Origin of the sequence: Nocardioides aurantiacus (assembly GCF_003752505.1) — a bacterium.
GTDB classification, from domain to species: domain Bacteria; phylum Actinomycetota; class Actinomycetes; order Propionibacteriales; family Nocardioidaceae; genus Marmoricola; species Marmoricola aurantiacus.
Map to the genome: position 1 here is coordinate 1,971,907 of NZ_RKHO01000001.1, position 21,390 is coordinate 1,993,296.

The 21,390-nt window shown below is 68.1% G+C and carries 16 protein-coding genes; 8 read left to right on the plus strand and 8 right to left on the minus strand.

Translation table 11 applies throughout. The annotated features are described in order from the left end of the window. Window positions 1-229 precede the first annotated feature (229 nt). Window positions 230-5,629: a MobF family relaxase gene (gene mobF / locus EDD33_RS09510; protein WP_170169764.1), complete on the plus strand. Its 5,400-nt coding sequence runs from the start codon at window positions 230-232 to the stop codon at window positions 5,627-5,629. Window positions 5,630-5,768: 139 nt separating this feature from the next. Further along, complete coding sequence (locus EDD33_RS09515; RefSeq protein ID WP_170169765.1) at window positions 5,769-6,596, plus strand: nuclease-related domain-containing protein; 828 nt, start codon at window positions 5,769-5,771, stop codon at window positions 6,594-6,596. Here EDD33_RS09515 and EDD33_RS09520 read toward each other — a convergent pair. Continuing rightward, complete coding sequence (locus tag EDD33_RS09520) at window positions 6,593-6,898, minus strand: hypothetical protein (protein WP_123390411.1); 306 nt, start codon at window positions 6,896-6,898, stop codon at window positions 6,593-6,595. The two genes, EDD33_RS09515 and EDD33_RS09520, sit on opposite strands and share 4 nt — an antisense overlap. A 202-nt stretch (window positions 6,899-7,100) precedes the next feature. Then, window positions 7,101-7,478: a VOC family protein gene (locus tag EDD33_RS09525; protein ID WP_246003442.1), complete on the minus strand. Its 378-nt coding sequence runs from the start codon at window positions 7,476-7,478 to the stop codon at window positions 7,101-7,103. Window positions 7,479-7,966: 488 nt separating this feature from the next. Here EDD33_RS09525 and EDD33_RS09530 point away from each other — a divergent pair, with 488 nt between their 5' ends. The 6 genes from EDD33_RS09530 to EDD33_RS09555 all read left to right on the plus strand — a co-directional run bounded on the left by EDD33_RS09530 (window position 7,967) and on the right by EDD33_RS09555 (window position 14,025). Then, a complete protein-coding gene (locus EDD33_RS09530) occupies window positions 7,967-8,926 on the plus strand; it encodes an ABC transporter ATP-binding protein (RefSeq protein ID WP_123390414.1) in 960 nt (319 codons plus the stop codon). Further along, window positions 8,923-9,735, plus strand: a complete 813-nt coding sequence (locus EDD33_RS09535; protein WP_246003443.1) for an ABC transporter permease — start codon at window positions 8,923-8,925, stop codon at window positions 9,733-9,735. Before EDD33_RS09530 ends, EDD33_RS09535 begins: the two co-directional genes overlap by 4 nt. After that, complete coding sequence (locus EDD33_RS09540) at window positions 9,732-10,817, plus strand: sensor histidine kinase (RefSeq protein ID WP_246003444.1); 1,086 nt, start codon at window positions 9,732-9,734, stop codon at window positions 10,815-10,817. The genes EDD33_RS09535 and EDD33_RS09540 overlap by 4 nt, the downstream gene beginning before the upstream one ends. After that, the gene (locus tag EDD33_RS09545) at window positions 10,811-11,428 is read left to right on the plus strand and encodes a response regulator transcription factor (protein WP_425463847.1); all 618 of its coding nucleotides are present in this window, start codon (window positions 10,811-10,813) and stop codon (window positions 11,426-11,428) included. The genes EDD33_RS09540 and EDD33_RS09545 overlap by 7 nt, the downstream gene beginning before the upstream one ends. 484 nt (window positions 11,429-11,912) lie before the next feature. Next, on the plus strand, window positions 11,913-12,584 hold the full coding sequence (locus tag EDD33_RS09550; protein WP_170169766.1) for an ANTAR domain-containing protein: 672 nt from the start codon (window positions 11,913-11,915) through the stop codon (window positions 12,582-12,584). A 508-nt stretch (window positions 12,585-13,092) separates the two neighbouring features. Continuing rightward, a complete protein-coding gene (locus EDD33_RS09555) occupies window positions 13,093-14,025 on the plus strand; it encodes an NAD-dependent epimerase/dehydratase family protein (RefSeq protein ID WP_281274141.1) in 933 nt (310 codons plus the stop codon). Window positions 14,026-14,660: 635 nt separating this feature from the next. Here EDD33_RS09555 and EDD33_RS09560 read toward each other — a convergent pair. From EDD33_RS09560 to EDD33_RS09585, 6 genes are all read right to left on the minus strand, one after another. Continuing rightward, window positions 14,661-15,116 carry a hypothetical protein gene (locus EDD33_RS09560; protein ID WP_148077027.1) on the minus strand — a complete coding sequence of 152 codons (456 nt, stop codon included), beginning with the start codon at window positions 15,114-15,116 and terminating at the stop codon, window positions 14,661-14,663. Between the two features lie 248 nt (window positions 15,117-15,364). Continuing rightward, window positions 15,365-16,330 (minus strand): hypothetical protein, encoded by a 966-nt coding sequence (locus tag EDD33_RS09565; protein WP_148077028.1) that lies wholly within the window; start codon window positions 16,328-16,330, stop codon window positions 15,365-15,367. 796 nt (window positions 16,331-17,126) lie between these two features. Beyond that, window positions 17,127-17,705, minus strand: coding sequence for a hypothetical protein (locus EDD33_RS19755; RefSeq protein WP_148077029.1), 579 nt, complete (start codon window positions 17,703-17,705; stop codon window positions 17,127-17,129). Between the two features lie 501 nt (window positions 17,706-18,206). Beyond that, window positions 18,207-19,853, minus strand: coding sequence for a S1 family peptidase (locus tag EDD33_RS09575; protein WP_123390427.1), 1,647 nt, complete (start codon window positions 19,851-19,853; stop codon window positions 18,207-18,209). A 5-nt stretch (window positions 19,854-19,858) separates the two neighbouring features. Then, window positions 19,859-20,161 carry a trypco2 family protein gene (locus EDD33_RS09580; protein ID WP_123390428.1) on the minus strand — a complete coding sequence of 101 codons (303 nt, stop codon included), beginning with the start codon at window positions 20,159-20,161 and terminating at the stop codon, window positions 19,859-19,861. A 447-nt stretch (window positions 20,162-20,608) separates the two neighbouring features. Further along, the gene (locus tag EDD33_RS09585) at window positions 20,609-21,379 is read right to left on the minus strand and encodes a MerR family transcriptional regulator (protein ID WP_123390430.1); all 771 of its coding nucleotides are present in this window, start codon (window positions 21,377-21,379) and stop codon (window positions 20,609-20,611) included. Window positions 21,380-21,390: the final 11 nt, after the last annotated feature.

Genomic DNA, 21,390 nt, shown 5'->3' on the forward strand with positions numbered 1-21,390 from the left:
GCCTCGCGGCGTCTGGCACCAACCGCTCGCCCTGCTGTCACACCCATCGATGACTCCGATCGCTCGCACCGTCATCACCACAGGCCCCGACACCTGTCCGCCACGGACACCCCGACCGCCCCGAACCGGTCTCACCACCGACAGACCGAGAAGTGCCACACACCTCATGCACCGCGTGAGCGGTCCTGGTGTCTCGGCGGCCACGAAGGTGCCGCCTGACGTGGGGGTGATGGGGCTGCACAAGTTGACCGCGGGCGACGGATACGCCTACTTGACTCGCCAGGTCGCTGCTCACGACGCGACTGAGAAGGGCCACCGCAGCCTCGGCGACTACTACGACGAGCGGGGCGAGTCGCCTGGTCAGTGGCACGGCAGCGGACTCACCGAACTCGGCCTCGCCCCGGGGCAGCAAGTCAGCGCCGAACAGATGCGATCGCTCTTCGGCGAGGGCCGCCACCCCGATGCACTGGCTCTTGAAGCCAGGACCGCCGAAGCCGGGGCCGACGCCCCTGCATCGCACGCCGCCGGCGCGCTGGGCCGACCGTTCCAGGTCTTCGCAGCAGCATCGCGGTTCAACACCGAGGTCGCGCGGGCGTTCTCCGACCACAACCGCGACCACGGTCAGTCCTGGAACACCGCCCTACCCGCCGAGGCCCGGGCCGAGATCCGGACCCGGGTGGGCACCCGGCTGTTCACCGAGGAGCATGACCGGCCACCCCTGGACGCCCGCGAGCTGTCCGGGTTCATAGCCCGCGCCTCCCGGCACGCGACCACTGCGGTCGCCGGCTACGACTTGACCTTCTCCCCCGTGAAGTCCGTCTCCACGCTCTGGGCCCTGGCTGCTCCGCCGGTCGCCGCCCAGGTCCGTGCCGCGCACGACGCCGCCGTGGCCGACACGCTGCGGTGGCTCGAGCACGAGGCCGTCTTCACCCGGCTCGGGCGCGGTGGCGTCCGCCAGGTGCCCACACGCGGTCTCATTGCCGCGACCTTCACCCACCGCGACAGCCGCGCCGGCGACCCCGACCTCCACACCCACGTCGCGATCAGCAACAAAGTGCAGGTCGTCGCCGACCTTCTGTCGCCGACCGGCGAGGCACGGTGGCTCGCCCTTGACGGCCGGATGCTCTACCAGGCCAACGTCGCCGCCTCCGAGCGCTACAACACCCGCCTCGAGGCCGAGCTCACCACCCGACTCGGTGTCCGGTTCGCCGACTCCCCGACCACGCCGGACGACCGGCGGCCCGTCCGGGAAATCGACGGCATCAACACCGTCCTGACCGGCTGGTGGTCACGGCGTCGTCGCGCCATCGACGTCCGCCGCGCCCAGCTGGCCAGCGACTTCCAGGCCCGACACGGTCGACCACCCACTGCCGTCGAGGCCATCGGCCTCGCTCAGCAAGCCACGCTCGAGACCCGCGCCGCCAAGCACGCGCCGCGCAGCGAGCGAGACCAGCGCACCACCTGGCGGAACGAGGCCGACCACGTCCTCGGCGGTCCCGCCGAGGTCGACCACATGCTCGCCCGCGTCCTGCGAACACGACCACGACCGGCTACGCCCGACCACGCGTGGACGACCGAGGCAGCGGCGGCCGTCATCGAGGCAGTCGAGAGCCGCCGCGCCACCTGGCAGGTCTGGCACCTCCGCGCCGAGGCCGAACGCCAAGCCCGCGCCGCCAACCTGCCCCGAACCGACCTCGACATGCTCGTTGACGACGTCGTCGACCAAGCACTCGCCTCGTCAGTCCGTCTCGGCGTACCCGACCCCGTTCCAGAACCCGCGACACTGCAACGCCCCGACGGCAGCAGCATGTACGACGTCCACGGCTCGACCCGCTACACCTCCGCCCGCATCCTCGCCGCAGAGCAGCAGATTCTCGCCACCGCCGAGCGACGGGGCCGGCGCGCCGTCACCGACGTCCGGGTCGAGATCGCACTCGCCGCCTCCGCAGCAGACGGGGTGACCCTCAACGACGCCCAGGCGGCGATGGTCCGCGAACTCGCCACCTCAGGGGCGCTGCTGCAGCTCGCCCTGGCGCCCGCCGGCACCGGCAAGACCACCGCGATGCGCACCCTGACCCACGCCTGGTCACAAGTCGGCGGCACGGTCGTCGGCCTTGCACCGTCCGCCCAAGCCGCCCACGAACTCCGCAGCGCCATCGACCCGGCCGGCGGCCACCACAACGACACCCTGGCCAAGCTGACCTGGACTATCACCCACCAGGCCCCCGCCCTGTGGCCACCGTGGATCCACGACATCGGGCCCGACACCATGGTCGTCCTGGACGAGGCCGGCCAGGCCGCCACCACCGACCTTGCCTCTGCCATCGCTTACGTCACCGGACGCGGCGGTGTCGTCAGGCTGATCGGCGACGACCAGCAGCTGGCCGCCGTGTCGGCCGGCGGCGTGCTGCGCGACCTCCAGCGGACTCACGGCGCCGTCACCCTTTCCCAGGTACGCCGTTTCGACGACCCCGCCGAGGCTGCCGCCACCCTCGCCCTTCGCGACGGAGACACCAGCTCCCTCGGGTTCTACGCCGACCACGACCGCATTCACGTCGGCGACCGCGGCGCCGCCACCGACCAGGCGTACGCCGCCTGGACCAGTGACCGCGCCGCCGGACTCGACACCGTCCTCCTCGCCCCCACCCGCGACCTCGTCGCACAGCTCAACGGCCGCGCCCGCGACGACCGACTCACCTCAGGCCCATCGCTCGAGCACATCGACGAGGTGGTGCTGGGCGACGGCAACCACGCCTCGGTCGGCGACGTCATCGTGACCCGACGCAATGACCGCACCCTGGCTCTGTCCGCCACGGACTGGGTCACCAACGGCGACCGCTGGACCGTCACCGCCGTGCACCCCGACCACAGCATCACCGCCCGACACCACGGCCTCGCCCGGCACCGGCGCCTGCCCGCCGACTACGTGGCCCAACACGTCCAGCTCGGCTACGCCACCACCGTCCACGGCGCCCAGGGCATGACCACCGACACCACCCACGCCGTCGTCACCGGCGACGAAGCCCGCCAGCTGCTCTACGTCGCCCTCACCCGAGGCCGACGGGCGAACCACCTCTACCTCGCCACCGGCCACGACGGCGACCCCCACAGCGCCGTCCACCCCGAGACGCTGCGACCACTCACCGCCCTCGACGTCCTGACCCAGGTCATCGAACGCGACGGCACACAGGAGTCCGCCACCACCACCCGACACCAGGCCACATCCCCTGCGGCGTTCCTTCGCGACGCCGTCGCCCGCTACCGAGACGCCCTCCACCACGCCGCCGAGCAGGTGCTCACACCGACCGTCCTCACGGCGCTCGACGGGCAACTTGAGGCGCTGCACCCCGGGATCACGGACCGCCCCGCCTACCCCGCACTCCGCAGTCGCATCGCTCTACTCTCCCTCGACCACCGGGACCCCATCGAGACTGTCGCCGCCTCCCTGGCCATCGAACCCGCCGACCGCGCCCAGGATCCCGAGGCCGTGGTGGAATCGCGGCTTGCGAACGACTCATTCGCTGTCAGAGATGAGGTCCCGCTCCCCTGGCTCGACCACATCCCTCAGACCCTCGCCGCAGATCCCACCTGGGGCACCTACCTCGCCGCCCGCACCGCGCGCATTACCAACCTCGCCACCGCCGTCCGCGAACAGACCCACTCCTGGACGCCCACCACCGCACCCCGTTGGGCAACCCCTCTGACCGACCCCGAGCACCCCGACCTCCTCGCCGATCTGGCCGTCTGGCGAGCTGCCCACAACATCCCCGACACAGTGCCACGCCCCACCGGTCCCCTGCAGCAGTCAGCTCGATCACTGGAGCACCAACGACACCTCGACCGTCGTGTCCGCTGCGCCCACCCCGGAGCACGCGACCACCGTCACGACATCGACGCAGAGCTGCCCGCCGCGGTCACGATGGGTGTGGGTCGGAGCGCGCTCGTCGAACGCCTGTCTCGGCTCCAAGCCGTGGGCGTCCCCGTGCCCGACCTGCTCGACACAGTCACCCGCGACACACGCCCGTTGCCAGACGACTGCGCGGCCGACGCGCTGTGGTGGCGCATCGTCCGCCACCTCGGACCGGCTGCACTTCAGGCCAGCGGCGACAATGCGCGGACCTTGCGCCCTGACTGGGCCCCCGCCCTCGTCTCGGCACTAGGCGACGAGATCGCACAACGTGTAATGGACGACCCGAACTGGCCAGCGCTGGTCGCCGCCATCGGAGCCCGCCCCAGCGACTGGACCGCAGACGCACTCATCACCGCCGTCACCCACACCACCGGACCAATGCTCCCGGCCGAAGAGCTGTGCGCCGCCCTCGTCTGGCGAACCGCTCTCATGACCGACCCGCCCGACGACCTCGAGGACGCGGAGCCACCCGAACCACCCCAGCCCAACCCCGAACTGCCGGCAGCTGATGTGAGCATGACCGTGCCCGCGTGTGCGACCCCGGTCGAGCGAGTCGTTCAGCTGAACAGCTGGGCGATGGACCATTTCGAGGACCTCTACCCGCGCTCGTGGGCACCCGGCTACATGCTTCAGAGGCTCGGTACCGACCTCTTCGAGGAGACCCGCTTCCGGGTCGGCTACGCGCCACCCGGTCCCACCCACCTCGTCCGGCACCTCACCAGCAGAGGTGCAACCGTGGCGGAACTCCTGGACGCAGGACTCACGCGGCGACGCGACGACGGGCGGATCACCGACGTGTTCCGCGACCGTCTCGTCTTCCCGATCTACTCCCACAACCAACTGCTCGGCTTCGTCGCACGTCGCAACCCGACCAAGGACGACACCTCCTACGCCGGCCCGAAGTACCTCAACACCAGAGCGACTCGCGCCTTCAGCAAGGGCAGGGTCCTCTTTGGCATGGACGAGGCCACTCGGTCTCTCGACGCCGGAGCGGTACCCGTGCTCGTCGAAGGACCGCTTGACGCCATCGCCATCACCACCACGTCACCACGTCACATCGGTGTCGCGCCCCTCGGTACGGCGTTCACGGAACGTCAAGCGCAGAGCCTCCGCCCATACTTTCGACGAGACCGCACCCGCATCGTTGTAGCCACCGACGGAGACAGAGCCGGGTGGCTCGCCGCCCGAAAAGCATTCTGGCAACTCGCCGCCCTCGGCGCCGATCCTCGACACCTCCGGCTCGGCGCCGGCCTCGACCCCGCGGCAATGGCTGCGACGAGCCGATCGGCCCTGTTGGAAGCGTTGGCGCAAGAGTCTTCGAGCCTCGGGTTTGCCCTACTCGACGACCTCGTCCAGACGAGCGAACTCCCAGACGTCGCCTCAAGACTGTGGCTGTCTCGAAGCGCAGCTCCCATCATCGCGGCGACGCCACCTGAGGGATGGCCAGACCTGATCAGCTCCTGTGAAGCGCGGGCACAGCTACCACCCGGTGTCCTACCGATGGAAGTCCTGGAGGCCGCAGAATCCTGGGACCAGGACCCGACTGGCACAGCACGTCGCCAGCTCCGCCGCCTAGCGGCCGAGCAGCCGACACCGCCGCCCGAACGCAATCAGGGTGCGTCCAACATCCCCCTCGGACACCTATCACCCGACCAGGCTCGCTCCGTTGAGTCGGCCGCCGACCTCCATCGATGTGCGCGCCCGGTGCCGCGCCCCTGAGCCAAGGGGTGTCGCTGCCTGCCCGGGGCGGTGTGACGCGGCCCAAGCGTCGTTTGGCGTTCCGCCCTGTTGCCGAATGAGCGCGGTGATCTCCCCAGTTTCCAGCACTCTGAGGCGGGCCACGGGTGATGCTTTAGCTATGTCACAGGGGGAGGCGGGCGGCAGCGCGCAGGCCAAGTTCCGAGCGCTCACACGAGCCTGGCGCAAACGGAAGCGCAAGGTGTTCGCGGTGGTCACTGTGGTCTGCGGATCCATCTTCATCTTTTCGTGGATCGCAGCACATGTATGGCCGTTCTGGACGTTCATGTTCGGGCTCTGGGCCGGGGCGTCGATGTGCTTCTGGATGACGGCTCGAACCTCGCCCCCAGCTTGGATCGAGCAGTGGCAACAAGGCGCATTTGGTGAGCAGGCAACCGGCAAGCAGCTCAAAGAACTGGAACGCGAGGGCTGGGTGGTGCTACACGACCTGCCTCGAGGCGACGGCAATGTCGACCACGTGCTGATCGGACCTGGCGGGGTGTTCGTGCTCGACACCAAACGAATCGATGGCCGCGTGATCGTGGAGGACGGGATCGTGACAGTCAGGCGAATCGATGACCCAGAGCTGCGCTACGAACATCGGGGCACTGGCCATCTCCTGCGCCTGGCGAGCGAGACCCACCACCGGGTACTGGCGGCCAGTCGGATCAACGTATGGGTGACCCCAGTGATGGTCTGGTGGGCTGACTTCCCGCAGCGAGTGATCTCCGGGCGATGCACTCACGTTCAAGGTGAAGACCTCGTCCAGTGGCTTCGAGACCGCCCGGCGCAGCTCGCGCCTTCGCGGCTCGAGCAGGTAGCCAATGCGGTCCGCACTGCATGGCCTTCACTCGCCGCCGAACGATCAGCGCCTGACGCCTGGGCGATCGCGGTGGAATGGTCCTACACCTTGATGGCCGGGCGCCCCGTCGCCGGTCGTTCGTCTTAGTTCTCGCGGCCGAGGGTGTACTGCACCCCGAAGTGGTCAGCAATCGCGGCGGTCGTTTCGCAACCCCACGTCGCGCTTCGGGTGATCGGGACCCGGTCCATTCCCGAGTCGCACTCTCCGTCGCCGGTGCCGCAATCTCGATGAAGAGCAAGGATCCTCCGCGCGAGCTGATCGTCGATCGCGTTGAACCGGCGCATGGCATCTACCCATCGGGGCACCGGGGCGGGGTTGGTGTGAACCTCGTGTACAACGTCCGTTTGCAACCGCTCGCTGGCTTCGGCGTCGTACTCGTATCGCGGCATCCCGTAACGCTAGGGCTGAAGCGGCGACACGTCTTGAGTATTCGCCGGGAGGCTCGCGGGTCGCGGAAGGGGTCCGACAGGCGGCGGTAAGACACGGACGCTCTGCGTCTGGCGACGGATCGTCGCGCGGGCTGTGATCAGGGTCGGATCGTCATGCGGGGCATCACCACAGTCGGATCGTCACGCGAGGCGGCTGGATACCTCACGCGACGCAGAATTCGTTGCCCTCCGGGTCCAGCATGACGATGTGTCCGAGCGCGTCCCCGTAATGCTCCTCGCGGACGAGAGTCGCGCCGATAGCCACGAGCTCAGGCACCTTGCTGCGAATCAGCCGTTCGCGTTCCGCCATGTCCCACGGACCTTCACCGGCGACCCGGATATCGATGTGGAGCCTGTTCTTGGCGGACTTCCCTTCCGGGACACGGAGCCAACCGATGACCGGCCCTCGACCCTCAGGGTCGACGATCGATGCGCCATCAGGATCCTCGTAGCCGGGCTCCGGGACATACGCGAGAGCCGCAGACCAGAAGGCCGCCAGCCGGTGAGGGTCGGTGGCATCCCCGCCCAGGGTCCAATGCATAGCCATTGTCGCAGGCTATGGGGTGGCGCGGACGAGACATCCCGGCCGGTCTGGACGTCGCCGCCAGCCAGACCTGCCGCTGGCAGCCCCCACGAGCGCGCTGGCGGTCACGATCGCGACCGCCTCGATGGGGTCTGGGTCTGGGGCGTGATCACGCCGGCGCGGCGACCAAGGCGCTGGATGTGGGCGCGGTCGTCGACCTCGACGGCAACAACAGGCAAGTGAAGCGGACTCAGCGGCCAGGCCGAGGCCCGGGATCTCTCGCCATCATCGACGGAGCCGCACGGGGCGAAGGACTCAGTGCACCCCGTTCGCAGCACCAACGGACTGGGTGCCAGCGTCCCAGGTCGGTGTTCAAGCGAGGCCATGCTTGCCAGCAGGGTGTCAATCAGAGGCTCCTGGGGACGTCGAGGGCATGACAGGTGTCATCCTCAGGTCGTGACAGCGGGAGCATCCTCCCGGCCTGCGGGTGGAGCAAGGTGGTCCTCATGAGCGTCCCCGCTGTCCTGCTGCAGGATCTCCGCAAGACCTTTGCCGCGTCGGGCGGGACCGTCACCGCGGTCGACGGCGTAGACGTGGAGATCGGGGCCGGCGAGGTCGTCGCCCTGCTCGGGCCGAACGGCGCCGGCAAGACCACGACCCTGGACGTGGTGCTGGGGCTGGCGGCCCCGACGAGCGGCCACGCCGAGGTGCTCGGTCTGCCGCCGCGCCAGGCCGTGTTGGACGGGCGGGTCGCCGCGGTCCTGCAGACCGGTGGCCTGCTCCGCGACCTGACCGTGAGCGAGACCGTCGAGCTGGTGGCCTCGACGTATGCCCGCCCCGCCCCCGTCGCCGAGGTCATGGCCCGGGCGGGCGTGGCCGACCTCGCCGGCCGGCTGGTGTCGCGGTGCAGCGGCGGGGAGCAGCAACGGCTCCGCTTCGCCCTCGCCCTGCTGCCCGACCCCGAGCTGCTGGTGCTGGACGAGCCCACGGCCGGGATGGACGTCACCGGGCGACGCGAGTTCTGGGCCACCATGCACGCCGACAGCGGCCGCGGTCGCACGGTCGTCTTCGCCACGCACTACCTCGAGGAGGCCGACGACTTCGCCGACCGGATCGTCCTCGTCGCGGCCGGCCGGGTCGTCGCCGACGGGCCCACCGCGGAGATCCGGGCCATGGCCACGGGTCGGGTCGTGCACGCCGACCTCCCACCCGGCCTGGACGCAGTCGCGGCCGCGGACGTCGTACGACGTCTGGAGCGGTTGCCCGGGGTCGGCAGCGCGCGGTTGCAGGCCGGGAGGCTCGAGGTGCGCAGCGCCGACTCCGACCTCGTGGCGCGGGTGCTGCTGACCGAGCTCGGGGGGCGCAACCTCGAGGTCGCCACGGGCAGCCTCGAGGACGCCTTCGTGCAGCTCACTGCGTCCACGCCAGCCACCTCGGCCACCGCAGCACCGGAGGCAGCTCGATGACGACCACCACCACCACCACCACCACCACGACCCCACGGGCCGCCGGGCTGCTCAACCCGACCTTGCTGCGGCTGGAGCTGCGGCGGCTCTCCCGCGACCGCGCCACCATCTTCTTCACCGCGGTGCTCCCCGGCTTCTTCTACCTGATCTTCGGCGCAACGCAGCAGTACGCCGACGAGAGCGTCGGCAACGGCAACGTGGCCATGCTGATCATGGTGTCCATGGCGGCGTACGGCGCGGTCACGGCGACCGTGTCGATCGGTGGCGCGGCCGCCGTCGAGCGGATGCAGGGCTGGGGGCGTCAGCTGGGGCTGACCCCGCTCCGCGACGCGACGTACGTAGTCACCAAGGCGGTGGTCGCCGTGCTCGTGGCCGGGCTGCCGATCGCGCTCGTGTTCGCCCTCGGTGCGATCACGGGTGCTCGGGCTCCCTGGTGGGCCTGGGGCGGCGCGGCCCTGGTGATCCTGCTCGGCGCTTCCGTCTTCGCCCTCTACGGCCTCTGCTTCGGGCTGGCGTTCCGGTCAGAGGCGGCGCTGAGCGCGGCGAGCGGGAGCATCGTCGTGCTGGGGTTCCTCGGCAACATCTTCGTCCCGCTCTCGGGGACCATGCTCGACGTGGCGCGCTGGACGCCTCTGTACGGCTACGTCACGCTGGCGCGCTACCCCGTCACCGAGGGCGTGCTGCTCAGCAACGACGGGGCCACGACCACCGAGCCGCTGTGGATCGCGGTCGCCAACGTGACGCTATGGTCCCTGCTGCTCGCGACGGTGGCGACCTCGCTGGTCCACCGCGGGCGGTCCCGGCAGTGAGCACGGAGGTTGCTCCGCGCGACCCCTGGGAGCGGTTCGGCTGGTTGATGTGGTCGGGCTGGGTGGTGTTCCTGGTCTTCCCGGTGGTGGCGGCACTGCAGGCGGACCGCGGGTGGGCGCCCCGGCTGCTGGCCGTGGCCCTGGTCCTGGGCTTCGCCGCGGCGTACGTCGGGGAGGTGCTGCGGCTCACCTCTGACCGGCACTGGCGGCGGTCCGTCCCCGAGCCGGTCGTCGTGCTGGTGCTCCTCTTCGCCCTGGCCGCGGCCACCGTCCCGACCATCGGCGCGGCTGCACTGTCGTTCGTGCCGTTCCTGCAGTCCTTCGGCGTCTTCGGGCTGCCGCGGCCGCTGTGCTGGATCTACGCCGGGGCACTCCTGGCCGCCACCGCGCTAGCGACCGTTCTGTGGCTGGGACCCGAGGACCTGTCGCTGCTATTCATCCTGGTCGGCGTCACCGCGGCGGCCGTGGCCGGTCGGCTGCTGGGCGAGCACGGCCAGGCCTACGAGTCGGCGGTGCGGGGCCAGGACCTGGCGACCGAGCGGGAACGGCTGGCCCGCGACGTGCACGACGTGCTGGGCCACAGCCTGACCGTCGTCATCGTCAAGGCCGAGCTGGCCGCCCGCCTCGTCGAGGCCGACCCCGCACGGGCACGGGAGGAGCTGGCCGACATCCAGCGGCTGAGTCGCGAGGCGCTGGGCGAGATCCGGGCCACCGTGGGCGGGCTTCGAGCGGCTCGACTCTCCACCGAGATCGAGCACGCCCGGGAGGCCCTGCTCGGTGCCGGAATGGTGCCCGACCTGCCGACCGACGAGCGGGTGCTCGACCCGCGCTACCGCGTGGTGCTGGGCTGGGTGCTGCGGGAGGCGGTCACCAACGTCGTGCGCCACAGCCGCGCCGACCGCTGCAGCGCATGGTTGACCGAGAGCTCCCTCGTCGTCGAGGACGACGGCCGGGGCCTCGGTGACACGCCGGAGGGCAACGGCCTCCGGGGGCTGCGCGAGCGCGTCCACGGAGCAGGCGGACACTTCACCGTCGGGCCCGGACAGGACGGGCGGGGCACCCGTCTGGAGGCGTCGTGGTGAGCACCCCGATCCGGTTGCTCCTCGCCGACGACCAAGCCCTGGTACGCCACGCCCTGGCCGCGCTGCTCGACCTGGAGACCGACCTGGAGGTCGTCGCCCAGGTCGGCCGGGGCGACGAGGTCTTCGCAGCGGTGCGGGAGCACGACCCGGACGTCTGCCTGCTCGACGTCGAGATGCCCGGGCGCGACGGCATCGCCGCCTGTGCCGAGGTCACGGCCGCCCGCCCCACCACTCGGGTGCTGATGGTGACGACGTTCGGCCGCCCGGGCTACCTGCGCCGTGCCCTGGACGCGGGTGCGGCCGGGTTCGTCGTCAAGGACATCCCCGCCCCACAGCTCGTCGAGGCCGTACGTCGCGTTCACGCGGGACTGCGGGTGGTCGACCCCACGCTCGCCACCGAGTCGTTGCTGGGTGGGCCCAGCCCACTGACCGGGCGCGAGGCGGAGGTGCTGCGCCTCGCGCTCGAGGGCGCCCCGGTCGCGGGCATCGCCGCCCGGCTGCACCTCTCCCCGGGCACTGTGCGCAACCACCTGTCCGCCGCGATCGGCAAGACCGGCACCCGCACCCGGGTGGAAGCCGCCCGAGCAGCCCTGGACCGCGGCTGGATCTGAGCGGCCGTACGACGGACGGACATCTCAGGCGCCTCAACGGGTAACCCGGCCCGCCTGCCCGCCTGCCCGCCTGCCCGCCTGCCCGGACGCCGCCGGTCGGTCTCCCGGGGCGTCTCTCCCGCGCGCCGCGCCCGCCGCTCGAAGGTTGCGGCGTCCTCGCCACAGGTCGAGGAGTAAGAGCCGGTGGTGGCGCGACGGCGGCGCCACCGAGGGCAAGGCTGCGACGGCCACCACCACCAGAGATGCGCAGCGAGGACGTCCTGCCCTTCTTCATGATGGGGTTCCTGGCGCGGGTCTCCAGCAAGCTGAGTAGTTCGCCGCAGGCGGCCAGGTGGTGCGACAATGACAGCGACAGTTGGTTCGTTGTGGAGCCTCTGTCATTGAGCGGGCGCTGAAGCCCCTGGGAGTTCGCATGGCCCTAAACGACACGCACCCTGACGAAGGATCCTCGGCGCACCAAGGAACCGCAGGTTGGGCCCCGTTCATGACGGACCTCGAACAGCGCTGCGCAGGACTGGGCGCGACCGGCCTGTCTCTCGGTCTGGTCAGTGGCGGGCGGGTGCACACCTTCGACAGGGGGTTTTCTGAGCGCACGTGCGCCATGTTTGCCACCGTCTCGCTGGACACGGCCTTGCCGGGACCAGCAACCATGCGCTCCGCGCAGCCGCAATTCTTCGAGGATGCGGCAATGACACTGGCCCGCTACCCACGGGCCGCGGGCATATTGGCAGGCACTGATCTCGGTGCCGCGGCCTGCCTACCGTTGATCCGGACAAGTGAGCCGATAGTGATGGGGTATCTGGCGCTGCACTATGAAGGGGCGCGTCATTTCGACGCCGCTCAGAAAGCGAAGCTGTGGATTGCAATGACGGCCACTTCGAAAGCCGTGGAACGCCTGCTCGTCCAGGCCGGGAACCGACCCGCTGACGCCCAGCGTGGAGCATCTGTCGGGGGGCTGCGTTTTGAGCTTGCCGGCCTGCGTGAGGCGATGGAGACCGGCGCCGACATTGAGCAAGCGAAGGCCATGTTGATCGAGCGTTTCGGCTTGAACGCCGACCAATCCTGGAATGTGCTACGTCGGATCTCGAATGGCAACAATCGCAAGGTGAAGAGCATCGCACGTGACCTTTGTGGGACGGATCGGCGTGGCGGGTGAATCGGTCAAGAACCGGCTGGAGTAGTTGTTTGGTAAGCGCAAGAAGCCTGTAGGCCTCGGTTGCGGGAGTCCATACTGCGAGCCGCTCTGCCGACTGCCAGACCGGGGCGTGGGCCAAGGCTCCGTCGCGCAGCGACGCGAGGCGGCGTGGCGGGTCGGATTGTCGTGCGGGAAGGCCGTCGCGATGGATGGGCTGCGTCGGTCAGCCGTGAACGTGGCGTCAGCGACGGGTTGTCTTCACGCCGAGACCCTGGCAAGCCGCGGACGCCATCGGTTCGTGCCCGCCGAGGCTGCGGATGCAGGGCTGGCTGGGTGCCAATCAGCGGATGCCGCCGATTCGCCCGACGTCAAGAACCGAACCAGGCATGCTTTCAGGCTCTAGGGCACGTCCGTGCGATCCTGCTCGTGTGCGCCTGAGACTGACGTTGATTTCTCTACAGATGGGCGCGTTCCGGCCAGCGCCTGGTCAGTTCGCTGGACGAGTTAGGGCCAGCAATTGAGGGTTTTCTTGGCCGGGGCGACTGGAGCCATCGGTCGCCCATTGGTGGCACAGCTGTTACAGGCCGGCCACGAGGTGGTCGGCACGAGCCGATCACCAGCACGCGCAGAGACGCTGAGAAGCACCGGGGCCGAAGCGGTGGTCCTCGACGCTTTCGACTCCGCCGCGCTCCGCGCAGCCGTGCTCACGGCTGCCCCAGACGTGGTCGTCCATCAACTGACATCGCTGGGCGGCACGCTCAAACCACGCAGATACGACGAGTGGATCGCGACCACCAACCGGCTCCGCACCGAGGTCACACCGATCCTCCTCGATGCGGCGTACGAGGCAGGCGCACATCGGGCCATCGTGCAGTCGGTGAGCTTCATGCTTGCCTTCGAGGGTCCACCCGTCGGTGACGAGACGAGCCCGGACGCCCGCCACGAACCGCCGCCGTTCGGTCCGGTCGTGCAAGCGAACCTGGCAATGGAGTCTGCAGTCACGGCCCACGCTGGCCTCGAGGGGCTCGTACTGCGCTACGGATACTTCTACGGCCCGGGCACCAGCATCGGCCGCGGTGGCCAGCAGTACGAGGACCTGCGGCGACGACGGCTACCCATCGTCGGCACGGGCGCAGGCCTCTTCTCGCTCGTCCATGTCGACGACGCTGCAGCCGCGACCGTCCAAGCCTTGGACCACGGAACCCGGGGCGTCTACAACATCGTCGACGACGAGCCCGCCCCGAAGCGCGAATGGATGCCCGCCCTGGCGGCAGCAGCCGGCGGAAAATCACCGCATCACGTCCCCACCTGGCTCGCCCGCCTCGCGGCCGGTAACTTCCTGCCCAAGATGGCCGAGCACCAACGAGGCTCCTCAAGCTTCAAGGCGCGTACCGAACTCGACTGGGCGCCGCGCTACCCAAGCTGGCGGGACGGTTTCACCGCCCCTGGTGCACTCGGCTGATAGCAAGTTGACCGACCCCCGTCAGACGGCTCGAGGTTCTTACCAAGACACCTCCAGCCAACTGGTGGCGAGGTGGTCCGAGCGGTGAGCTCCCCAGCATCGGTGGCCAAGCGGGCAAGCCGCCATCGCAAGTGAGCCCTCAGATGGGCATGTTCGGGCGAAACGGCTTTCGCCAGAGGCGGCGGAGTGACGTCGTCGGGCGATCGTCGCCGACCGCAGGGATGTGCTTCGTGGCGTCAAGAACGTCGCAGGGTCCACCGGCGCGGTTTCAGCTCTCTCCAACCGCGCACGGCGAGCAGGAAGGCACAAAGCACCGTGCCAACCGCTGCTAGCGCCATGAAGCCCGCGAGCACCATCCAGCCCTCTGACGTCGAGGCGTTCGCCGGAGCGTCCGGGTCGTAGCGCAGTGACGCAGTAGCCAATCCACCGTCTTGCGGGCACCGGTCTCGCACGAGCCCGACGTACCTGAAGCGGGGCCGCTCGAGAGGGAACGTCACGGTGGCGCCCTTGCAGACAAGTGCCCCGTACCGATCGCGGATGGTGTCACCCGAGTCGAGGACTTGTCCGGTCGTCGTCGCCGTACGGGCGCGGGCCTCGTTCACGCCGAATGCTGTTGCCCCGAACCCGACGAGCTCTCAGACGAAGAGCACCACCAGCGCTAGCAGCGGTATCCGGGGCAGTGCGCCGGACCAACGGCTGAGGCCCGGTGAACCGTGCGGCTCCGTCGGCTGGCCCGGCGTACCTGAGTCAGGATCATGCGCGCCCGCCCATCTGCGGTCTCCGTGGCGTGCTTCCTCGGTCGACGTGTTCCTTGGACCCAGCACGTCGTCCAGGACAGCGGGCCAGTCGGCGTGACCAACGTCCGCCGCGACGAGAAGGTCCCGCCAGTCCTCGTGGGCCAGGCGGATCATCCCCTCGACCTTTGCCCAGTCACCTCCGGACCGGATCACGATCGCAGCCTGGGTCCGCTCCGGATCCTGGCCGCCGACGACAGAGGCAGGGAGGTCGTCCAGTGCAGAGAACACGCGCTCAGCATCGACCTCGGAAAACTCGCGCCGGACCCATCGAGCAACTCGGGGGCTGAGGTCCATGTGGCCATCTTCGCTGGTCGGCTAGACAGATCGGCACTCGGACGTCGGCTCCGCCTGAGCCTCCTGTGTGATCTCCAACTGCCGCGCTGAGATGGACCGTGGAAGCTGAACGTCCAGCCCGGCGACGTCTCGTGCAACAGGCGGCGAAGTGACGCAGCTGAGGACAATGTCGATCGATCCCCGTGCCCACGCCCGCGTACGCGACAGGAGATCTGCCGTCCAACGTCGATGGCCCAGTGGGACGATGGTTAGTCAGCCATCAGATAGTCGACGCACGATTCGCAGATAGCTGCCCCGCAGGCATAACCGCATCGCTCGCATCGTTCAATGTGAGCCCCTTGCTCGAACAGCCCACAGGTGAAACACGCCATGTAGTCGTTGCCCTTGCGGCCAGCGGTTACTGAGCGGACCACCTCGACTCCCTCGACGAGTGCAGCATCACCGCCTGCGACGCAGTCGATTATCGGCCAGTCCCCACCATCTTTGAAGGTCAGGTAGGAAGAGATCCCGAGCGACTCTTCGACGTACTCATCCGCACCTTCCTCACCTGAGACGCTCCAGAAGCAGAACTTGCAGACGGGCGGCCCTTCAGCTCCCTCACACAGAGCCGACTGGGAACAACGTGGACAGTTCAACGCCCACTCGAGTACGGAGAGCTCGGGCTCGAGCGCACCCATCCGCTCGCTGACGAGCGCTGAAATCTTTGAGGCGGCGACAGCGACATCAGCCATCACGTTGTCGATGGCGTGAACATCCGACGCAGAGGCTCCGGGACGGATGTGAGTGCCCAGAAACCACCAGGCGAAGTCGAACCCACGGCCGAGGAGGGGAGCTGCTGATGCAGGTGCCACACCGATCATGGCGAAGTGTGCAATCCGGTTGCGAAGCATGCGAACCGCGTCGACGTCCTTCTCGCGCTGCACCGAAACCGCGATGCCCAGGACGTCACGGAGCCGCTTGATTGCTGACATCGGATCAACTGTCTGCAAGTCGCCACTGTCGTACTTAGCCTGGGTGGCGCCGTCGCTCTTCACGGCTACCAACGTCCAGTGCTCTCTGATCAGGCCGGCCTTAATCAGTACTTCGATAGCACTGAATAAGTGGAGGGTCGCGTCTTTGACGTCCGGCGGTGTCTGACCAAGATCAGCGACGGCTCGTTCCAAGAAGTCGAGTCCGTTGAGCACAACCTCGGAGTCGGTGTGCGTTGGGGCCATGCCGTCAGTGTCCCCGACGCGCGAGCCCGCTTCTAGTTTGACGCCGCCGAGCATTGGGGGTTTCAGCCAGCGAGAGCGGTCCGCGGAGCGCTCGGGCGCATCCCAACCCAGCCCTCACGCCGGCAGGCGGCGATATGCCGCACCTTGCGGCGTGCAGTTACCTGAGTCGCATCCGGGCAGCTACCCGACCCACGCCTGTTCGCGGACCGCCGTGTTCAGCCGCGCGATGTCTCGAGCCAACTCCGCTTCACGCTCCCGTCCGCGTCGCAGTTGGTGAACCGTAATAGACGCGGACCAACCCCACCCTTTCCGCCAGCCAATGGTAATGAAGCCGATCGGCAAGATGACCCAGCCCAGAGTGCAGGACAGGAGTCCAACGGTTTGCGCCGCTGAGGCGGGCTGTATCGCCACTGTGATGGCACTGAGCACGAGAGTTACTTCACCCAAACTAAAGATAAAGACCGTCGCGCTGCGATCAAACAGGTGGTTATGGAATTCTACATTCAAGACGTATAGCAACGCCGCTAGATGTATGGCAGCCACGGCCCAGCCGACTAGCGTCGCGAGGGCGAATGTCGTAGCGGTCGCCAAGCGCAACTCCGACGGAGCGGCTGCAAATTGGAGACCTACCAGAGTGACCGCGGGAATAGCGCCGACGACACAGACAAAACCCACTACGGGCCCAATAAAGTGGTTGGAATCGGGCCTGGTCTCATACCTGCTGAGTACAGTCCGGCACCTGATGTAACTGCGCTTACGGTCCGCCAGTTGTATCACCGACTTCCCGTCCCACTCGCTACAGGAAGCGATCAGGATGGCCGTCAGCGCGGCGACGGCAAACGCCAGGATCCCTTGCAGGAAGTCGTGGCGCTTGGTCGCCCCGAGCAAGGCGAGACCGGCAAGAAAGATAGAGGTGACCGCTACCGCGGTAGCTACGTTGAGGCAGTTGCTCGCCCACACTATGTTGCGCGCTGGCGCGGCTCGCCGAACCGCCCACCACCAGCGCGACCGTGAGCGTTGCGACCAGCGCCAGGAGCGCAAGGTTGACGGCCACGATCTCTTGGGCGGACAAGCCGATGCTGCCGCCAATCAGCTGCCTGAACTCTAAGGCATTGGTGTACTGCGGGTAGAGCAGCAGCGCCAGTGAGGCCAGGAACAGGAGCGCGGGAGTAATGGAATAGACAAGCCGCCCTCGAACCTCCGCAGTTACCTCGGCCACTTGAGAGTCAATCAGTTCGATCTCCGCTAGGGGCGCGTGCAATGTTCTTTCAGCCACGGCGGGTGTCTGCGAAGCGGCACGGTCGGTTGGTCGGCGGTGCCAGACCAGGGCACCGATACCGACGGCGACAGCGATGTCATAGAAGCGGCGGGGCAAGACGTCCTCCTAATAGCAAGAACGGGAACGGTCGGTGACGCGTAGCCGAAGAAGCGCCGTTAAACCTACGTCGACATGGCACCGCTTGCGGTCACGACGTGACGTTCACGCGCGTGCACACTTGCTCGAGTCGGCCGCACGAAGCGGGCGCCCGGCCAGCATCGACCCCCGTCGTCGAACCGAACGTCACGCCAGTGTCCTCGACAGACGCCCATCTACGAATCCCCGTTCCCACCCTCCTGACCCGCGATACGGGACGGTCGCTCGACCGGAGACAGGACGGTAGGGGCGAACACCGACGGGCCACCCTCTACTGCTCGCTATCTGCGAGTCTGAGGTTCGAGGTCAATCTCGTCGATCCCCAAGCATTCAGCTCTACGGGTCGAAGATCGGATGACACGCCGCGTTGCGGCACCGGGCCCCTTCGCGGCGGTAAGACTGGCTTCGTCGAGCGCGAATGAGGTTCCCGCTACCGCACGGTGATGGATCGATGATGGCGTGTCAGGGTTTGGAGACCAGCATTTGCGGAAGACGCAGCTGACCCACAGCCGTCGGCACCAGGTAGCGGACGCTGTCCCCATCCCATCGCGTCATGCCCTCGCGGAGTAGTGCATTCACCAGGTCGTTGAAGCGGCCCTGGATCTCCCCAGTGGCTTGCGTGTAGTCGGGGCTCCTGATGTCCACCTGTCCGACTGTCACCAGGAGCTCGAGCACCGAAGCCTCGAACGAGCCCGGCGCTATCGCCAGGTGGGACAACGATGGCGTGATGTGCGCCAGGAGTTCGGTGTGGTTGGCAAACCCCAGAAGGCGGAGTCGGTGTGACCAGAACGGGTCGGATGGGTCGAAGCGCCCATACGCCTGATTCGCAAGTGTCTGCTGCACGACGTAAGCGCCGTGGTAGGTGTGCTTCGCTTCCTTGCGGTCCTCCGCGGAAAGGCGGTCGTCTGCGTCGCGCAGCCGCCGGCTGCTCTCGTTGAGCGCCCATGCGATGCTCCGACGCAGCGCGGGCAGACCCCTCGCGGCCAACGTCACGAGCGAATGCGGCTGCGCGACATTGACAGCGTGTTCGACCAGGTCAGCGGTGCTTGCGGCGAGCCGGCCGGCGCGGTCGTTCTCCGGGGGCGGCCCACCTCTCCGCGCCTCGTTGAGGAGCCACATCGCGATCTCGTACAACGCGGCGACCTCCAGACCGGAGGGGGCTGTGACCATGAATGGTCGGCTCACCGACTCCGACGCTTCGTCGGTGTCCCGGGACGTCTCCACGGTGAGGGTGCCTGTGCCACCGAGGTGGGCTACGTCCCGCGGAGCACACGTCAGCACCTCAACGGGCCGCACCGGGGTGATCTCCTCCGGACGGGTCCTGTCGACCGCGGTCGCTCGCCAGAAGAGTCGGTCCCAGCCGTCCGAACGCAATTCGAAGTCGGTGACTGAGAAAAGCGGCACAGCATCCGGTCCGTGCAGTTCGAGGCGGGTCCGGCGCGCGCGGGTGCCGGTTATGGTCCAGTCCCGGTCTACCACTACTCCCAAGTCCTGCAGAAGCTCAGGGAACCCGGGTTGGTCAAGAAGCAACTGCAACGGGCGTGCCTCAACCGAATCCGGCCGACTTACGTCCACGTGTCGCCGCTGCACTCCGACAAGGCGGTCCAGGCAGAACACCGCGGCGCCCGACATGCCCTTCCAGTCCGACCGCCCCAACAGGTGGCTTGCCCCGGTGCGGTCTGGCTGCAGGACTAGGTTGCTGTCCGGCGACGTGTCGCTCGGATCGATGAGGCCATGGACCATCCGGCCGCCGTCCCGCACCCCGCCGTCCGGGCCGGCTTCCGCGCCCCAGAGCGGCCACCCATACATCCGAAAGGGCAGTCGTTCCGGGTACAGCGAATCGACGACCCCAACAGTCACGGGTTCGACCTCGACCGGTGTTCGGGGAATAAGGATCGCGATGTCGGCGTCGGGCCACGACAGGGTGGCTGCAAGGTCGAACTCGACCGTGCTGCCGTCCCACCGGGTGCCAATCCAGTCCGTCTGAGTAAGCACGTGTGCGCAGGTGATCACCGCGGTGGGGGCGATGAGATATCCGCTCGCGCGTAGGACGCCGTCCTCTAGGAGGGCTACCGCCCTCGCCGCCGTGTGTTGGACGGTCGGTGCCATCAGCGTCAGCGACCGGTGAGGGTGGCGCCGCCGCCCTTGGGCCGCGGGGTCAGCGGGACTGTCAACGTATGGGTCACCGTGTCAGTCGCGCTCAGGCCGCCCCGAGCGTCGACCACCCAGAACTTCACCCCACCCGAGCCCTCTTTGGAGCGTTCGGCCGTAAGCGTCAGTTGAAGTTGAATCTCGCCGACCTCGAACTGCAGGTCCCGCTCGGCGCCCACGGCGATAGCCTCCGCCAACTCCCGGCGCAATGACTCAATGGACTCGGCCAAGCCGAGTCGACGCTCCTCATCGTTCTCCACCGTCATTGGGTCACGGTAGCCCTTCGGTGTGCTGCCCGATAGCGCAGTTGGCTGCCTGAACGGCACCAGACACCCCAGAATTGACGCACCAAACTTCCGGGCGCGGTCACCTCCTCGGTGACTGGCTACTGGAACTGGTTCCTCATTGAGCCTGATTGAAATGCAGCCAGGCTCAGCGGCATTCAGGTCGACGGCTGCCACTCGTTCCGCGACTCGCTCCAACAGCCCTGATTTCCGATTCGGCCGAGGAGTCCGAGGGGCGCGGTCTACGTAGGCCCGCAACGACGCCGAGGGCACGCGCCTCTCTCGGGGATGCTCAGCACGTCCCCGACCACATCCTGGCGTTGTGGGCGTTAAGGCGCGCTGACAGGCGGCGGAAGGACGCAGGTTTGACGGGTTCCCGTAGCGGCATCCGTGAGTGGGGACGGTGGTGGCTGCGGTGAGTGCCAGTCGTCATCCTGGGCGGTGTCCTAGCCGAAGCACGGAGTAGGCCTTGATGGCTGCTGAAAGCCAAGGCGGGAGCTGCGGATCGACCTCGGCGACCATGGCGTGCTGGTCGGGGCTGTCGATGAGGAGGTCCCCGAGCGCGTAGTACGCGGCGGGATCGGCCGGCCACAGCGCAACGACACCCTCGTGGTGTTCGACGACGAGGTCGAGTGCCTCATCATCACTGGGCGCGACACCGCGACTACGCGCGTACGACATCCGGGTCAACAACTCTCGGCCCTCGGCTGCGGCCCGCTCGTGGTCCTCCCGTTCCCATCGGGCCGTGACCTGTTCGGCGGCGTCGAAGTGGTTCTCGACGGCAGGCCCATACCGCTCGATGAGGTCTCGCCGCAGGCGGGACCGGCCTTCGGCCAGCCCGGTGAAGAACTCCTCGTCGGTGGCCGGCTGCTCTCCGGTGAGGTCGGCCATCGTGCGGTCGACGGTGTCGATGATCCGATCCAGCCGCGCCCGCTCGTTAAGCAGCTGTTCGCGGTGACGTTGCAGCGCGGCTAGCTCGGCTGTCTCGCCGTCGAGGATCTCTGCGACATCCGAGAGAGGTATCCGCAGCTCGCGAAGCAGCAGGATCCGTTGCAACCTCAGCAGCTGCTGGCGCTCGTACCACCGATAACCGTTGGCCGAGACCCTCGCTGGCGTGAGCAGGCCCAGGTCGTCGTAGTGCCGCAGGGTCCGGGCAGAAACACCGGCCAGCCGGGCGACCTCGCTGATCGAGTGCTCCACCCGGCAACCCT

Coding starts and splice junctions, on each gene's coding strand:
- EDD33_RS09525 (WP_246003442.1), bottom strand. CDS start 7,478: ATGCATTGGACCCTGGGCGGGGATGCCACCGACCCTCACCGGCTGGCG.
- EDD33_RS09515 (WP_170169765.1), top strand. CDS start 5,769: ATGTCACAGGGGGAGGCGGGCGGCAGCGCGCAGGCCAAGTTCCGAGCG.
- EDD33_RS09520 (WP_123390411.1), bottom strand. CDS start 6,898: ATGCCGCGATACGAGTACGACGCCGAAGCCAGCGAGCGGTTGCAAACG.
- EDD33_RS09575 (WP_123390427.1), bottom strand. CDS start 19,853: ATGGCACCGACCGTCCAACACACGGCGGCGAGGGCGGTAGCCCTCCTA.
- EDD33_RS09550 (WP_170169766.1), top strand. CDS start 11,913: ATGACGGACCTCGAACAGCGCTGCGCAGGACTGGGCGCGACCGGCCTG.
- EDD33_RS09565 (WP_148077028.1), bottom strand. CDS start 16,330: ATGGCCCCAACGCACACCGACTCCGAGGTTGTGCTCAACGGACTCGAC.
- EDD33_RS09580 (WP_123390428.1), bottom strand. CDS start 20,161: ATGACGGTGGAGAACGATGAGGAGCGTCGACTCGGCTTGGCCGAGTCC.
- EDD33_RS09560 (WP_148077027.1), bottom strand. CDS start 15,116: ATGGACCTCAGCCCCCGAGTTGCTCGATGGGTCCGGCGCGAGTTTTCC.
- EDD33_RS09535 (WP_246003443.1), top strand. CDS start 8,923: ATGACGACCACCACCACCACCACCACCACCACGACCCCACGGGCCGCC.
- EDD33_RS09530 (WP_123390414.1), top strand. CDS start 7,967: ATGAGCGTCCCCGCTGTCCTGCTGCAGGATCTCCGCAAGACCTTTGCC.
- mobF (WP_170169764.1), top strand. CDS start 230: ATGGGGCTGCACAAGTTGACCGCGGGCGACGGATACGCCTACTTGACT.